At 34.7% G+C, this 15,998-nt stretch carries 13 protein-coding genes; 3 read left to right on the top strand and 10 right to left on the bottom strand.

The features are described 5' to 3' along the window. The gene (locus tag DRF58_RS13155; RefSeq protein ID WP_116036108.1) at positions 1-435 is read right to left on the bottom strand and encodes a hypothetical protein; all 435 of its coding nucleotides are present in this window, start codon (positions 433-435) and stop codon (positions 1-3) included. Between the two features lie 204 nt (positions 436-639). On the opposite strand from DRF58_RS13155, the gene DRF58_RS13150 reads away from it, so the two are divergent. From DRF58_RS13150 to DRF58_RS13140, 3 genes are all read left to right on the top strand, one after another. Continuing rightward, positions 640-1,524, top strand: a complete 885-nt coding sequence (locus DRF58_RS13150) for an ABC transporter ATP-binding protein (RefSeq protein WP_116036106.1) — start codon at positions 640-642, stop codon at positions 1,522-1,524. Then, on the top strand, positions 1,517-5,218 hold the full coding sequence (locus tag DRF58_RS13145) for a M1 family aminopeptidase (RefSeq protein WP_157966735.1): 3,702 nt from the start codon (positions 1,517-1,519) through the stop codon (positions 5,216-5,218). The genes DRF58_RS13150 and DRF58_RS13145 overlap by 8 nt, the downstream gene beginning before the upstream one ends. 167 nt (positions 5,219-5,385) lie before the next feature. Continuing rightward, positions 5,386-6,465, top strand: coding sequence for a DUF4407 domain-containing protein (locus DRF58_RS13140; RefSeq protein WP_116036128.1), 1,080 nt, complete (start codon positions 5,386-5,388; stop codon positions 6,463-6,465). 74 nt (positions 6,466-6,539) lie between these two features. Here DRF58_RS13140 and DRF58_RS13135 read toward each other — a convergent pair whose 3' ends face one another. The 9 genes from DRF58_RS13135 to DRF58_RS13095 form a co-directional block, all read right to left on the bottom strand. Continuing rightward, on the bottom strand, positions 6,540-7,853 hold the full coding sequence (locus DRF58_RS13135; protein ID WP_162300308.1) for a T9SS type A sorting domain-containing protein: 1,314 nt from the start codon (positions 7,851-7,853) through the stop codon (positions 6,540-6,542). Positions 7,854-8,211: 358 nt separating this feature from the next. Beyond that, positions 8,212-8,868, bottom strand: coding sequence for a response regulator transcription factor (locus tag DRF58_RS18600; RefSeq protein WP_206605222.1), 657 nt, complete (start codon positions 8,866-8,868; stop codon positions 8,212-8,214). Between the two features lie 156 nt (positions 8,869-9,024). Beyond that, positions 9,025-9,372, bottom strand: a complete 348-nt coding sequence (locus DRF58_RS13125; protein ID WP_116036102.1) for a hypothetical protein — start codon at positions 9,370-9,372, stop codon at positions 9,025-9,027. A 79-nt stretch (positions 9,373-9,451) separates the two neighbouring features. Beyond that, positions 9,452-10,912, bottom strand: coding sequence for an IMP dehydrogenase (gene guaB / locus DRF58_RS13120; protein WP_116036100.1), 1,461 nt, complete (start codon positions 10,910-10,912; stop codon positions 9,452-9,454). Positions 10,913-11,122: 210 nt separating this feature from the next. Continuing rightward, positions 11,123-12,802 carry a BamA/TamA family outer membrane protein gene (locus DRF58_RS13115; RefSeq protein ID WP_245955454.1) on the bottom strand — a complete coding sequence of 560 codons (1,680 nt, stop codon included), beginning with the start codon at positions 12,800-12,802 and terminating at the stop codon, positions 11,123-11,125. A gap of 37 nt (positions 12,803-12,839) precedes the next feature. Then, on the bottom strand, positions 12,840-13,634 hold the full coding sequence (locus DRF58_RS13110) for an SDR family oxidoreductase (protein ID WP_116036099.1): 795 nt from the start codon (positions 13,632-13,634) through the stop codon (positions 12,840-12,842). A gap of 76 nt (positions 13,635-13,710) precedes the next feature. Beyond that, the gene (locus DRF58_RS13105) at positions 13,711-14,289 is read right to left on the bottom strand and encodes a Uma2 family endonuclease (RefSeq protein ID WP_116036097.1); all 579 of its coding nucleotides are present in this window, start codon (positions 14,287-14,289) and stop codon (positions 13,711-13,713) included. Between the two features lie 76 nt (positions 14,290-14,365). Continuing rightward, entirely contained in the window at positions 14,366-15,589 is a 1,224-nt protein-coding gene (locus tag DRF58_RS13100; RefSeq protein WP_116036095.1) for a 3-phosphoshikimate 1-carboxyvinyltransferase, read from the bottom strand. Positions 15,590-15,669: 80 nt separating this feature from the next. After that, complete coding sequence (locus tag DRF58_RS13095; protein WP_116036094.1) at positions 15,670-15,996, bottom strand: nucleotide pyrophosphohydrolase; 327 nt, start codon at positions 15,994-15,996, stop codon at positions 15,670-15,672. Between the last annotated feature and the right edge of the window lie 2 nt (positions 15,997-15,998).

The raw sequence follows: 15,998 nt of genomic DNA, 5'->3' as shown, positions 1-15,998 counted from the left end.
CTATTTGAAAACAGGTTTTCCATTTTTACAAACGATATTTTCGGGTTGCATTACCAACATACAATCTGAAACCAAATTATATTTCTTATTATATTGTGTAGATTTCTGATTGTAAAGATTGACTTTTTCCAAGAACTTAGATTCATCAATTTTATTAGAATAAGCAATATATTCTACAGGTCCGCCACACGCTTTTACGCCTAATCCTACAGACTTCCAATCAGTCGCATTGGAGCAATTTTCACTTTGAGATAATGCAAGGATTTCTGATTTCAGATTCTGCATTTCTTCGGCTTCTTGTTGTGTTAGATTTCCGTTCTCAGGATTTTCTGTTGGTCTTTGTGGAAGAGGTTTAGGAAGCGTATCTGGATTAATGGTTGATTTGCAAGATAGTGATATCGTCGCGATAATGGCTAAGCACAATAAGTTTTTCATAAAATGTTTTTGAATCTACCATCAAATATAATACCTCTAACTCTTTTTTGCTAATTTAATTTTGAAACTTCGAATACATTATAATTGGTAGACAATGTTATAAAATTCTGAATTGATTCTATTCATATTCTCTAATTTCTCTGATGTTTTGTAACAAATAATATTACCAATCGTCTAATAAATTATAATATTAAAAATATAACTATGGAATTGAGAATAAGTAATATTAGTAAAACCTACGGAAATGGACTGAAAGCTTTGGACAATGTAAATCTTACTATTGGAAAAGGGATGTTTGGATTACTGGGGCCAAACGGCGCCGGAAAATCTTCATTAATGAGAACTATTGCAGGTTTACAGGCTCCAGATTCGGGAGAGATATTCTTGGGAGATTTGAATGCATTGACTCAAAAGGAGGAATTCAGAAAAATTCTAGGTTATCTTCCTCAGGATTTTGGCTTTTATCCAAAAGTGAATGCTGTAGAACTCCTCAATCATTTTGCTATTCTCAAAGGAATTTCTAATAAAAACGAACGTAAAGAAATTGTTGACGGACTTCTTCATCAAACCAACCTTTTCGAAGCCCGAAAAAGAAACGTCAGCGAATATTCTGGCGGAATGAGACAACGTTTTGGGATTGCTCAGGCACTTTTGGGAAATCCAAAACTCATCATTGTGGATGAGCCAACAGCAGGACTTGACCCAATGGAGAGAAATCGTTTCCACAATCTCCTAAGCGAAATTGGTGAAAATACTATTGTTATTCTTTCCACGCACATTGTAGATGATGTCAAAAATCTTTGTAATCGTGTGGTGGTTTTGACTTCTGGACACATTATTTTGGACGGAACGCCAAAAGGTGTGATTGAGGATTTCCAAGGGAAAATCTGGAAAAAACTCATCGAAAAATCCGAAGTTGAGGTGGCGAAAGAACAATTCCAAGTGATTTCTACTCATATTTCTGAAGGTAAAGTGGAGATTCGCGTTTATGCGGAAACTCAGCCAGACTCAGATTTTATTCCAGTGGAATCTAATTTGGAAGACGTGTATTTCTCAAGTATCACCAAAAAAATGGCAACTAATGTTTAAAGAATTATTCTCTTTTGAACTCAGAAACGGTTTCAAAAAATGGAGTACGCAGATTTATTTTTTGGTTTTCCTGACGCTTGGCGTTCTGGTAGGATTGGGAACAACCGGAGCATTTGACACTTCTACATCGGATTCTATTCTTATCAAAAATTCCTCTTTGGCAATTGCAAGGTTGATTGTCGGGATGAGTGGAAATATTATGGTGCTTATCAATGGGATTATGATGATTAGCATAATGGCAACTGCGATTCAGAAGGATTATGCGTATAATTTCCACGGCTTATTATACACAACACCAATTACCAAATCTGGCTATTTTTTCGGTAGATTTTTAGCTAATTTTCTATTGTCGATTTACGTCTTTTCAGGAATCTTGATTGGCTATTTTTTTGGAACGCTTTATGGGCTTGGAACTCCGCAATTAGGACCTGTTAATATCATCAATTATCTGTGGCCATTTCTGATTTTCACCGTAACTAATACTTTGATTATCGGTTCGATATTTTTTGCATTGACGACGTTGACCAGAAGTACTTTAGCTTCTTATCTTTTCTGTGTGATTTTGCTTTTGCTCTCGATTTTGAGCGACAATATTTTGTCTGATATCAAGAACAAAGATTTGGCTTCGCTTCTGGACCCTTTTGGAAATTTTGCATTGAGACAAACCACCGAATATTGGACACCTTACGAACAAAACGAAAACACGATTCCACTTTCCGGTATTTTGCTTTGGAATCGTTTGCTTTGGTTAGGAATTGCAGTTTTTTGTGTTGGAATTACTTATTTCAAATTTGATTTTAATCAATTTTTACAGCCTTTTTCTTTGTTCAAAAAGAAGAAAACAACATTAGTAGAAACTTATACCAATTCTGAAAAATCGTTGCAGGAAATCCTGAATGTTCAAAAAGATTTTGGATGGATTGCAAAATTAAAAGAGCTTTTTTATCTCTCATTCTTCGAAGTGAAGAGAATTGTTTACACGCCATTTTTCGGGATTATCGCCTTTATTTTTGGAGTTCTGATGATTGTGATTTCAAATTATATGAAATCCATGTACGATGCAGAATCTATTCCTGTTACCTTTTTGATGGCTGAATTGGCAGAAGAAGGATTGTCTTTTTTTCTGCTTTTACTGATTGTGTTTTTCGCAGGGAATATCGTTTGGAGAGAACGTGAAAATAAAATTGATGAACTTATTGGTGTAAGTACAGTTTCTAGTTTCAACCTGATGTTTTCCAAGTTTTTGGGAATGGTTTGGATGGTCATCCTAATGCAGATTTTCTCTAATTTGATTTGCATCGGGATTCAGTTTTACAAAGGATTTTATGATATCGAACCTTTGACTTATTTGAAATTTAACCTTTACAATCTGCCTTATTATTTGGTTTTGATAGGTTTCAGTTTGTTTATTCAATTGATTGTCAATAACAAATATTTTGGATTTTTCTTAGGGATTTTTCCTGTCGTTTTCCTTCCGATGTTGTACAATTATTTGGAAATGAATGGCATTTTGTACAGCTTTAATTCCAATGGTCCGCAACTTCCTTATTCTGCTTTGAATGGTTTTGGACAAGTGCTTTATAGTTATTTCATTGTGAAGTCGTATTGGATTTTGATGATGCTATTCTTATTGTTCATTGCGCTTTTGGTTTTCCCGAGAGGAAAGGAGAAAGGATTGTCCAAAAAATATCTTTTAGCGAAAACGTCATTCAAATTAAAACATAAAGCTTTACTGTTTTTGTTCTTGTTCTCGACTGTTGGACTTGGTGGATACATCTATTACAACACGCATATTTTGAACAAATCGTACACAGAAGTTGAAATGGAGAAAATGCGTGTCGATTACGAGAAAAAATATAAGAATCTGGAGAAAATTGACCAACCAAGAATTGTTTCGTCGGATTTGAAAATTGATATTTTTCCTGAAAAATCAGGCTGGAGTGTTGTTGGAATTTACTACATCAAAAACAAACACCAAAAACCGATTGACAGCATCATCCTAAAATATCCGAATAATCTGGATGGACATTATTCTTTCAAGAAAATACAACTGGCAAGTCCCGGGAAAGATATTTTCAATGATGAAAAGTTTGGTTTGAAACTAGTAAAGCTGAATCAACCGCTTCAACCTGGAGATTCTATTGCGCTCAATTTTCAATATACATTTGAGCCGAAAGGTTTTGCTAATTCCGAAACAGAAACGGATGTAGTTAGAAATGGCTCATTTTTCAATTCTAATAATTTACCTGGATTGGGTTACAGCGCAGATACAGAACTGTCGGAAAATTCTGCTAGAAAAAAATATGGACTGAAACCAAAACCAAGATTGGCAAAAGTGAATGATGCAAAAGCAAGGATGAACAATTATATTTCTAATGATTCGGATTGGATTAGATTTCAGACTCAGATTTCAACCGATAATAATCAGATTGCGATTGCACCAGGCTATTTGCAAAAAGAATGGAAAGCGAACGGGCGACGATATTTTACTTATAAAATGGATTCGCCAATTCTCAATTTCTATGCATTTCTTTCTGCAGATTATCAAGTGAAGAAAGCCAAATGGAATAATGTGAACATTGAGATTTATTATCAAAAAGGTCACGAATATAATTTGGATAGAATGATTTCGTCCATTCAAAAAAGTTTGGATTATTACACCAAAAATTTTGGACCTTATCAGCACAAACAAGTCCGAATTATCGAGTTTCCACGTTATGCTTCCTTTGCGCAATCGTTCCCGAATACGATTCCATATTCTGAAGAAATCGGTTTCTTGACAAAGGTTGAACCTGATAAGCCCGAAAAAATCGATTTACCATTCTACGTAACGGCTCACGAAGTTGCTCATCAATGGTGGGCGCATCAGGTGATTGGTGGCAACGTACAAGGAAGTGCGATGATGTCCGAAACATTTTCACAATATTCTGCTTTGATGGTGATGGAACACGAGTATGGCGCTCCGGCAATGAAAAAATTCTTGAGTTACGAGCTTGACAAATACCTGCAAGGTAGAACTAGAGAAACGAAAAACGAAATGCCTTTGATGTTAATTGAAAATCAAAGTTATATCCATTACAACAAAGGAAGTGTCGTGATGTATGCGCTCAAAGATTATTTAGGAGAAGCGAAATTGAATTCGATTTTGAAGAAATATCTGAATCAAACCAAATTTCAAGAACCACCTTACACCAATTCTGTAGAGTTTGTGAATCTTCTGAAGAAAGAAACGCCTGACAGTTTGCAGTATCTGGTGAAAGATATGTTTGAAAATATTACACTTTACGAGAATTATGTTAAGAATCTTTCTTATAAAAAAGTTGGAGCTAAATATGAAGTGAAACTTACCGTTGGAAGCGCAAAATACCGAGTTGACGGAAAAGGAAAATCTAAAAAAGTTCCGGTTGCAGACTATATTGATATTGCTGTTTTAGGTGCAAAATCCAAACAATTTCCGGAAGGTAAAGAACTTGTTTTCCAAAAAGTGAAAATGGATAAGCCGGAAAAAACTTTTACTTTCTACGTAAATGAAGAACCTTTGCAAGCCGGAATAGATCCTTACGCAAAACTGATTGACAGGAATGTGGATAATAATGTTCACGATTTCAAATCAAAACCAGAGAAAGTAAACCTGGACGAAGATGAAAAATCTGGAGGCGCAGGCGTGAAAGTGACTGTGAATACTGGAGATTAATTCTTCTGATTTGATATAAATAATAAAGTCTGCTTTCTGAAAAAGGCAGGCTTTGTTATTTAATATTATAAAATTGATTTTGGTATATAATTAGCTATTTGGTTTTACCTAATACTATTTGTGACAATTTAACGTTTTAAATGACAAATTATGATGAATTACTAAAAATGAAAAATACTAACACTCATAAAATGAATTGGTTTCAGCATTTTCTAATGATATGTTCCGGCGCGAACATTCATTTGCTGAAAAAGTCACCTTCCGAATGGAACAAGTTTGCTGGAATAGGAGGAATCGTTTTGTTTACTGCGGTTTTCGCAACATTATCTGCAGGTTATGCGATGTTCACAATCTTTGATGATATTTGGGCTTCTGCTGGATTTGGACTTCTTTGGGGATTAATGATTTTCAATTTGGATAGATATATTGTCTCCTCAATCAAGAAAACTGGAACTTGGTGGAATCAAATTCTAATGACAATTCCGCGTCTGATTTTAGCGACTTTTCTTGGGATTATTATTTCAAAACCTTTGGAACTTAAAATCTTTGAGAAGGAAGTCAATAAGCAATTGAATACCATTATTCAAAGGAATAAGAAACAATTACAGGCTGAGATGAGCGGAAGAATTCTGCAACAATCTGGACCATTTGATTTGGAAAAGAAACAAATTCAGAATCAAATAAAAACTTATCAATTGGCCTATGATTCAGCTTCGGTGGAATTAGAAAAAGAAATTCTTGGAAAACAATCTGGTTTAACTAGTGGAAAAGTTGGTTATGGAACTAATGCCAAAAGAAAGGCAGAACTCAAAGAACAGAAACGAGCAGACCTCGAAAATTATCAAAAACAACAGCAAGAACGTTTGCAATATCTAGATAAGGAAATATCGAAAGTCTATTACAATCTTGAAACCGAAAGGAAATCGACAGAAAGCATCGAAGATAAATTCAATGGATTTGCAGCAAGATTACAGGCTTTGGATGAATTAGGAAAAAATTCTGCAATCATTGCTTTGGCAGCAAGTTTCATAATGGGACTGTTTGTGTGTCTTGAAATTTCGCCCGTTTTGATTAAACTAATTTCTTCGGTTGGACCTTATGATTACCTTTTGGAAAAGACAGAGAATGAGTTTAGACTTTATTCTAAAGAAAAAATTAGAAAAGGAAATTCTTTAACAGATTATAGAATTGATGATTTTGAAGATGATCTAAAAATCAGGAAAGAAAGAAAATCGGATTTATCATAAAAATAAAATGCTGTTCCCTATAAGAACAGCATTTTTGTAAGATGGTTATTAGTTTTTTTTAATGTTTATTAGTCTTATTTTTTTATAAATTTCAAGCTGATTTTACTACCAGATTCCGAAACTGCGTTAATGAGGTAAACGCCGGGTTTTAAGTTTTGCACAGATGCTTGCTTGCCTTCGAATAGAATGCCTGTGTCCTTCCCACTTATATCATATATTTTTGCCTTAAAAAGTTGGCTGCTTAATTTCAAGGTTTCATAAACTGGGTTTTGCATAATCCTAACATCTTTTGCAGGAGCATTATCGCTCACAGCAAGAACTTCATTTGAAAGGTTGCTTCTCTTTATGTAAATGTTGTTGGCAACCTTATCATAAAATAAGTGATATAATTTTCCATTGGAATGAATATATTCGTCACTGTAGTAATAGTAAGGAGCAGTTGCAGGAATATTAATTTTGTATACACCACCTGTCCCGAAAGTTAGGTCCAAAGAACCATCTGGGTTTACTCTCCTGTATTTCACATCTGTACTGATATGATTCCAGTCGTTATCGTATACGTAACTGTATTCTTTTGCTATAATGCTTCCTTGTGGCTGAAATATAAAATTGTAACCAAAAAACTCATCAAAAGTTGCCGTTCCTCCGTTGGCGAAATTATTTACAAGGTTAAAATTTGAGTCTAGTTTTTTAATGACACTGTAGCTACTTATATCATGAATATAGATATTGTTTCCGAAAAAATAAAAAGAAGAATTCTCCGGCAGGTTATAGGTTTTAGTGTTGCTCGAGCTTTCGTTATCCAGCCTTACAAGCATTTTGTCGCTATAATTGTAAAGGTAGACAGCATCCCCAATCAAGTTTAGTTCTTCAATATTTAATGAAATTGTTCTGGTGCCATTGTTGGCATAGCTGGTATCTAGCATGCCGTTGTCGTTGAATCTCATCATATAATTAGAGCCATACATCAGGAGCTTGCCAGATGGTAGCCTTACAAGGCCATAAGGATAATCATCTTCAGATATGTTTTGTTCACTATATCCGGAAAAGCTGTTGTCTACAGTGCCATTAGCATTTAATCGCATTATTCTTATATCTACGCTTTCTGGGTCAATACCATTATCATATATCGAACCATATAAAACAATTAGCTTTCCGTCGGGCAATGCGATTGCTTTAGAAAAGGTTTCATAGTAATCGTAGCTAGGATATTGATCGATAATATATTTGCCATTTGTCCCAAAAGAAGTGTCTATGCTACCATTTGGCTTTAGTTTGATAATGAGGGCTTTGGATTCTGTTTCTGTTTCGTAGTCGCCACTAAGGATTACGTTGCCATCGGGAAGCTCTGTCGCTTCGAAATAATTCCCCAACCCGGTATGGGTCACGGTGCCATTTGTACCAAAGGAATTATCTAGAGATTGTGCATTTGTCCCTACAGAAGTTACTGTAAACAACAAGAACTGAAGTAAAATGTTTCTCATAATGTTAAATTTTTCCTCAAAGTTAAGTTACATGCTGCTATTCAGTCAATACCACAAAAGGGGTATTTTTAGGATGTTTTTAAATATTTGTATAACAAGATGAATTATTGTTAAAAGTCTGATTCGTTGAAGGGTTTTTATTGATTTTGTATTTAAGTTAAAATATTTTATTGGAAGTATTTTTTAAGAAAAAAAATAATTGAGAAATTGGCATTTTACTGGCGTTGTCTCGTTGAAAGTATATAGGCTAGAATGATTTTTTTTATGAAAAATTTTCGAAATAGCTGGATAACTCTCTAGCATTGCGAACGCCTAACTTTTTGTAAATATTTTTAAGATGGGATTTGACTGTAAATTCTGAAATATTGAGCAGCGAAGCGATTTTTTTAACTTCATTTCCTTCACAGTACAGCTTGATTATTTCTCTTTCTCTTTTGCTTATATTAATAGGTTTTTGGTTGGTGTTTTTAGAAAAAGTCTCAACTTTCATCAGTAGAGTAACAGCATACTCTGCTTTTTTATTAATAAAAATTGATTTTGTGGTGCCTAAGAATTTTTCGTATTTATTATCTGAGTTTTTGAGCTTATATTCCAAGTTCAGATAACCTTCTCCGCCATTTTTAAAATGGATCACAGAATCCAGCAACACACCGTAGCTGGTGGGGTGGATGGTTAGGAAATAATAAAAGTAATCAATGTCACTGAAGATATTGTTTTGGAAACCGTAAAATTCTTTTAGCTTATCATTGATGTAAAGAGGTTTTAGCTTCTGAAGATCGTGGAGTGTAATATAATAAGGATTACAATTGAGCCCAGAAAAAAAAGACTCTTTGAAAGCTTCGTTATGGAGATCAAAATCTTCCAAGCTATACTCGGAGAATAAAATTTCTAAGTTTTTCTGTAGTTCTTCAAAAGCCATTCATTGTTTTTAAATCCTAAAATTAATGAAAAAAATGCTTTTTTTACTGCAATATATCTAAGGAATTTCAACTTTCTTTATTGCTGGAACTCAGGCTTGCTATTGAAATTGAAGATGAGAGTATACAAGAAAAGCTTCCAAATTTGGAAGCTTTGTTTATTTTAAATCACCTACAACAAAAGGTTGTTCGGCGTTGTCGTTATAATCTCTCATAAAACCGATTTCTTTTGATTTTGAAATAATGGATTTAGAAGTCCCTGAAAATCCATCCCCAAAATCGATACTAAAGTCGATATAACTCAATCTATTTTTTGTAAACTGAATCTTATTATAAACAAGAATAATGTTCTTTTCTTTGAGATTTTTTTGCAAACTCATTAGGTCTTGTTTGGTCATTTCTTTGTTAAAAACAACGGCTATGACTTTCTTATTCGGAGCGAAAGACATCAATCCCAAAGCAAAAATAAATAAAAATAATCCTGAGAATAAAGCTCTCTTCTTCATTTTATAAAACTAAGTTGCAAAATTAAAAAACCTTTCACAATTAATGAAAGGTTTTCTTGAAAATATTTTAAATCTTTTATTACAAAGAATAATTTGGTGCTTCCTGTGTAATAATCACATCGTGTGGATGAGATTCCTTCAATCCACTTCCGGTAATCATAACCAGTTTTGAATCTTTTTGTAATGCTTCAATATCTTTTGCGCCACAATAACCCATTCCAGCACGTAGTCCTCCGGTTAACTGGAAAATCACATCTTCTAATTTTCCTTTGTGAGGCACTCTTCCTTCGATTCCTTCTGGAACAAATTTCTTAGCTTCACTTTGGAAATAACGCTCTTTTCCGCCTCGTTTCATAGCAGAAAGAGAACCCATTCCTTGATAGGATTTGAATTTTCTTCCTTGGAAAATAATTTCTTCTCCCGGAGCTTCATCTGTTCCTGCTAATAGTGAACCTAACATTACTGCACCAGCTCCGCTTGCGATAGCTTTTACAATGTCACCAGATAATTTGATTCCACCGTCAGCAATCACGGTTACATTTTTCTTTTTAGCAAATTCGTAAACGTTATAGATTGCGGAAAGCTGAGGAACTCCAACTCCTGCGACAACTCTAGTTGTACAAATTGAACCTGGCCCAACACCAACTTTCAAAACATTAGCGCCTGCTTTTATCAAATCTTTTGCTGCATCTGCTGTAACAATATTTCCTCCAACAATATCCAAATCTGGAAACGTTTTTCTGATTTCTGAGATTTTATCCAAAACACCTTTCGAATGTCCGTGAGCCGAATCAATCGCAACAATATCAACACCAGCTTTTACTAATGCTGTGATTCTTTCAATCGTGTCTTCACCTACACCAACGCCAGCACCAACAATCAGTCTTCCGTTTTGGTCTTTGTTAGCATTTGGATATTCTAATTGATTGTCGATGTCTTTAATTGTAATTAATCCAACCAATTTGTTTTTCTTGTCAACAATAGGTAGTTTTTCGATACGATTCTTTAAAAGAATTTCTTTAGCTTTTTCAAGATTCGTGTTTTTGTCAGAAGTGATGAGGTTTTCTTTTGTCATTATTTCTTCAACCTTGATATCAAGATTTTCCTGATATTTCACGTCACGATTGGTAATAATCCCAATAAGATAATTGTTTTCGTCAACTACAGGAAGTCCAGAAATTTTGTAATTCGACATTAGAGCTTTTGCTTCCGCCAAAGTATGGTCTTTTGATAAAGTGATTGGGTCGGCAATCATCCCATTTTCGGAACGTTTTACGCTGTTAACTTGCGCAGCTTGTTCTGCAATCGGCATATTTTTATGAATGAATCCAAGACCACCAACTCTTGCGAGGGCAATCGCCAAATCAGCTTCTGTAACCGTATCCATTGCAGCGGAAACTATCGGAACATTAAGCGAAATTTTGTCTGTAAGTCTTGATTTTAGGGAAACCTGATTAGGTAAAACTTCTGAATAAGAAGGGACTAGAAGCACGTCATCGAAAGTGATGGCTGTCTCTACAATTTTGTTATGAATAGACATCTTTACTTTCTTTGCAAAATTAAGTTATTTTTATCGAATTTGAAAATATCGTAATTTATTTGATAAATAATTAATATTCAGAGAAATGATGATTGGATGACGAATGCCCTAGCCCTGATGGGAACGGCATCCTTTTGCAAAAATAGCTTTGGACTCGGATGGATTTTGCAAAAGATATAGTGGACAGCAGGTTCCCGGCTCCTAAAAATTTTAGAATCGACTGAGAATTCCCCAATGGATTTTTATTTCGTTGAATTTGAAAGGATTACCGATTTCGTTTCCGTTGGAAATCTGGAAACTCATCAAACCGACGGGAAGAAAAAAGTTGAAACCCAAACCTACACTATAAAGTTTTGGTGTGATTCCCAGAGCTTTGTTAGACATTTGACCGTATTGAGCAAACAAATCGAAGAAGGCTTGGTCGTTGACGAGATAACGATATTCGGCGCCGGCAAATGCATAAAAATCGCTGATGAGACTCTGTTCATTGAAACCTCGCATCGAGTTCCAGCCTCCAAACCGAAAAAGTTCGTTTGTCGATAATTCGTTCTTGGAACTGAGTAAAGCAGATTCTCCTTTGATGTTGAGGAAATGATTTCCGGACAAATTAAAATTGTGTTCTGCAAAAAGAAAATACCGAATTTGGTCAAATTTCTTCTGCGTATCGTCATAGGTTGTTTTAAGGAAATCGGCTTCCAGACGAATATTACTTTTGTTAATAAACAACGGAATGTCAATCCCTTCCTGATATTGATAATAAACACCAATTCCCTTTTTGCTGTAATCGCGACCACTCGTGTAAAGCGAATCCAGAATCGCTGACGACTCAAAAGTTCCTTTGATACCAAGTTTTTGCTTCGGTGAAAGATGATAATAAACGGCAGGTAAAAATTTGACATTCGCAAAAGTGGAATCCTGACGGAAAATATTGACATTTATATTCAAACCAACGTTGCTCCCAAAAGTGTAAGGAATGTCCGTCTGCATATCAAAAGTCTGACCTTTGTCGGGATTTCTCTGCCAATAAACACCAATACTTTCGAAACTGTTGAACATATTTTTGAGAACGACATTCAGGGTTCCGTTGACTGTGAATTTCTCGGAATCGTTGTTTCCGAAGCCAATCATTCCGTCAAAAGTATTGGTTTTTCGTTTTTGGGTGAATAGGAAAACCTGCGTAGAATCTTTTGTAAATAATGTCTGAGGCGGTTTTTCCAACGACACAAACTGATGATTTTGCAAAGATTGATTCATAGAAACCAAGTTCTTGTCATCATAGTTTTTACCAAGATATTGTTTGTTGAGGTTTTTAACGAATTGTTTCGGTAAACGTGTATAACCTTTGAAAACAATACCATCGATTTTTCTTTGTGAAGCTGGAACAACGGAGATTTTGACCGACGGAATTCCGTTTTCCATTTTCTGGAATTTGGTTTTCACGCGATTGAAGGCGAAACCCTTGTCTCGATATTTTTGATTGATATTTTTCTTGAGCGAATCTAAATTCTTGGTGTAAATCTCACTCTTCTGAAACTTCAAATCAGAAACTAAAGAATCCGAAAATCTGACATTGGCTTTGTTGAAATTGGGTCCTTTGTCATAATAGATTTCTGTTCTGTTTTCTATTTTTTTGACGTCCTTCAGTTCTGTGAAGAAGTAATTGTTTTCTGCTAAAGAATCCAAGAATTTAACTGCTTTCGCCGAATCAGAAACTATTTTTTTAACGTTGGTTTCTTTATCGATGAGCCAATATTCTTTTTTTTGAGCATTGATTAAACCACAAAAGGCACAAAAGAAAAAGAGGAATAGTGTGCTATTCAAAAGATTACAAAAGAAATTGTCTTCGATTTCTATCTTTTTTTTTCTTGATATATCGAACTTTTTTAACATTATTCTTTTGTGACTTTTGTGGTTATATAACAGAAAATCAATCCATTTTATTATATTTCTTCATCAGATTTTCATAAGTATTCTGAGGAAGAATCCATTTAAGAGGAACGCCAATTTTCTGCCCGAATTTCCCAAAATAGTAATGCGCTTTCCATTTTGATTTCTGAAGAAGATTATCAACATAAACTGCAACATCCAAAGGTTCTGTTCCGTCGCCAACGTGAGAATTCATCAAAGCATAAACTTTATCGAAGATATTTTTATAAGGTTCAGAAACGTTTGTTTTGACACGGTTTTCTGCAATATTGGTTTTTATATCGCCTAAATGAAGTGAGCAAACGTGGATGTTCCAAGGATAAACTTCGTAGCGCATTGCTTCAGTTACTTTGTCCAAAGCCGATTTAGAAGCGGAATAAAATCCTCGGAATGGTAATCCCATTTCTGATCCGATGCTGGAAATATTAATGATTTTCCCGGATTTCTGCTCACGCATTTTTGGAAGCACAGCCGTCATCATCTGAACTGAGCCAATCAAATTAAGATTAAATAATTTCGAAATATCGTCTTTCGTAGAATCCTCAACTGCGCCCACCATTCCCATTCCAGCGTTATTTATCAGAACATCAATTCTGGTTTCCGTTTTCAGGATTTCAGAAATAGAATTGTCGATTTGGTCTTTTTCGGTAATATCTGTTGGAATCGAAACGAAATAATCGGAGTTGATGACTTTTCTACTAAGCCCGTAAACTTTGTTTCCTTTCTTTCCAAAATATTCTGCCAAGGCAAATCCAATTCCGGATGAAGCGCCTGTGATGATGATGGTTTTACTCAAGGTTTTATTTTTAGTTTTGCCAAAAAAATGAACCTTGCTTATAGGGCAAAGTTCGATTTTTTAATAATTTTTGATTTTAAAATTCGTAAAAGTCTTTGGTGGAAAACTTCAGGTCCGGAAATTTTATCGATTGCAATATTTCTCCATCTGCAACAGGTTTTCTGCTGATATATTCCCCATTTTCCAAACTGTAAATCAGGATGAATTTCTCACTAGAATCCACAACCCAATATTCAGGAATACCAGATTCTTCGTACAAACTGAACTTTAGATTCATTTCTTTTTTAGAATTTCCGGGAGAAAGAATTTCAATTACCAAATCTGGCGCACCAAGACAACCTTTGTCGTCAATCTTTTTTCTGTCACAAATCACACATAAATCTGGCTGAACAACGGTAAGAATTTCTCCATTTTTATTAGGCAAACGCACATCGAAAGGAGCGAAAAATAATTCACACTGTTTTTCTGCAAAAAATGGATAAAGTTTTTGGTTAATTTTTTGTGCCATTCTTTGATGATTTGGCGCAGGAGCAGGACTCATTTTCAAGATTTTACCTTTGATAAGTTCCACTCTTTCTTTGAATCTCCATAAAAGGTAATCAGCAAAAGTATAAGTTTTGTTAAGGTCTAATTGATCGATGTTTGTGATTTCCATAATGCTGTTTTTGAGTTAACGACTTACTAATAACAAAGATAAGTATTTTTTAAACCTCATTTTTTTATCAAAATCTTTATACTATTTTGTTTGTCACTTCAGCAAAATCCTCCCAAAACTCAGGATAAGATTTTTCTACAACATCTTCGTTTTCGATATTAAGTTCTTTAACCAAAGCAAATGGCGCAAAAGCCATTGCCATTCTGTGGTCGTTGTAAGTTGCGATAGAAATATTTTCTTCCGGTTCTGTGAATTCCGAAGATTCGATTTTCTCAACCGTGATATGTGTTTTTGCTCCGATTTTCAATAATTCATTTTGAAGCGCTACCAATCGGTCGGTTTCTTTTACCTTCAAAGTATGAAGTCCGGTAATCACAAACGGAATTTTCAAAGCTGTTGCCGTTACGCAAAGCGTTTGTGCAATATCAGGACAATCATTCATATCCAACGAAATTAATTCCGGATATTCGAAAGCTGGTTCTGGCAAAAGCGTAATCGAATTTTCTGCATAATCAGAAACTGTGTTGATTCCGAAATATTTCCAATAGATTTCTTTAATCACGCTATCTCCTTGAAGTGAAAGTGTATGATAACTTTTTAATGTAATTGATTTTCTTCCAATCGCTGCCAAAGAATAAAAGTAAGACGCTGAAGACCAATCGCTTTCTACTTCGTAATGTTCGATTCTTGCATTTTCTGGATGAGGCAGGATTTCGATGGTGCTTTCTGCGAAATGAGACTTGACTCCGATTTCGTTTAGGATTTTCAAAGTCATTTCGAGGTAAGGACGTGATGTGATTTCGCCTTCCAATTCTAATGTCAATCCATTTTCTAATTTTCCTCCAATTAATATTAATGAAGTCAAAAACTGGCTGGAAACATTGGCTGAAATTTTAACCGAATTTTTCTCCAATTTCTTTCCAATGATTTGCAGTGGCGGAAAACCTTCCTTCTCAAGATAAGTAATATCTGCTCCTAGCGATTGAAGTGCGTCAACCAATGGTTTGATTGGACGATTTTTCATTCTGTCAGAACCTGTCAAAATAGTTTTTCTTCCTTCAAAAATTGAATAATAAGAAGTTAAAAATCGCATTGCAGTTCCGGCGTGATGAATGTCAATTGTTTCGGAATCCGATTCCAAAGCTTTTTTGAGTAAAGTTGTGTCCTGAGAATTGGAAAGGTTGAGCATATCAATATTCCCAAACAATTTCCCTAAAATCAAAAGACGGTTCGAAATACTTTTCGAACCGGTAATTTGTATATTTTTTCCGTCTATTAATTCTGATTTTTTTAATATCATTTTTTTGTATTAATGTAAGGCGTATTAAAGTATTAATGATTCAAATTCGTGAATACATTTTACATTGATACGTTGTACAATTATTTTAATTTTTCATTATTCTGATGTCGGTCTTTGTCTCTATCAGTTTTGATTTTCATTTTTTTATCGAACGCGGATTGCAAATCTGTTCCCGTTTGATTGGCTAAGCAAAGTGTTACAAAAAGAACATCAGCTAATTCTTCGCCTAAATCTTTGGATTTGTCGGATTCTTTTTCAGATTGTTCGCCGTATCTTCTGGCGATGATTCTGGCCACTTCACCCACTTCTTCCGTTAGGATTGCCATATTTGTCAACTCGTTGAAATAGCGGACACCAATGGTTTTTATCCATTCGTCAACTTGATTTTGAAGTGTTGTGATTTCCATTA

The sequence above is a fragment of the Epilithonimonas hispanica genome (assembly GCF_003385395.1).
GTDB classification, from domain to species: Bacteria; Bacteroidota; Bacteroidia; order Flavobacteriales; family Weeksellaceae; genus Epilithonimonas; species Epilithonimonas hispanica.
This window is presented reverse-complemented; position numbering and strand designations above follow the sequence as displayed.

Excerpts from the sequence above, each read along its gene's own strand:
- DRF58_RS13155 (WP_116036108.1), bottom strand. The coding sequence starts at position 435 with ATGAAAAACTTATTGTGCTTAGCCATTATCGCGACGATATCACTATCT.
- DRF58_RS13150 (WP_116036106.1), top strand. The coding sequence starts at position 640 with ATGGAATTGAGAATAAGTAATATTAGTAAAACCTACGGAAATGGACTG.
- DRF58_RS13145 (WP_157966735.1), top strand. The coding sequence starts at position 1,517 with ATGTTTAAAGAATTATTCTCTTTTGAACTCAGAAACGGTTTCAAAAAA.
- DRF58_RS13140 (WP_116036128.1), top strand. The coding sequence starts at position 5,386 with ATGAAAAATACTAACACTCATAAAATGAATTGGTTTCAGCATTTTCTA.
- DRF58_RS18600 (WP_206605222.1), bottom strand. The coding sequence starts at position 8,868 with ATGGCTTTTGAAGAACTACAGAAAAACTTAGAAATTTTATTCTCCGAG.
- DRF58_RS13125 (WP_116036102.1), bottom strand. The coding sequence starts at position 9,372 with ATGAAGAAGAGAGCTTTATTCTCAGGATTATTTTTATTTATTTTTGCT.
- guaB (WP_116036100.1), bottom strand. The coding sequence starts at position 10,912 with ATGTCTATTCATAACAAAATTGTAGAGACAGCCATCACTTTCGATGAC.
- DRF58_RS13115 (WP_245955454.1), bottom strand. The coding sequence starts at position 12,802 with ATGTTAAAAAAGTTCGATATATCAAGAAAAAAAAAGATAGAAATCGAA.
- DRF58_RS13105 (WP_116036097.1), bottom strand. The coding sequence starts at position 14,289 with ATGGAAATCACAAACATCGATCAATTAGACCTTAACAAAACTTATACT.
- DRF58_RS13100 (WP_116036095.1), bottom strand. The coding sequence starts at position 15,589 with ATGATATTAAAAAAATCAGAATTAATAGACGGAAAAAATATACAAATT.
- DRF58_RS13095 (WP_116036094.1), bottom strand. The coding sequence starts at position 15,996 with ATGGAAATCACAACACTTCAAAATCAAGTTGACGAATGGATAAAAACC.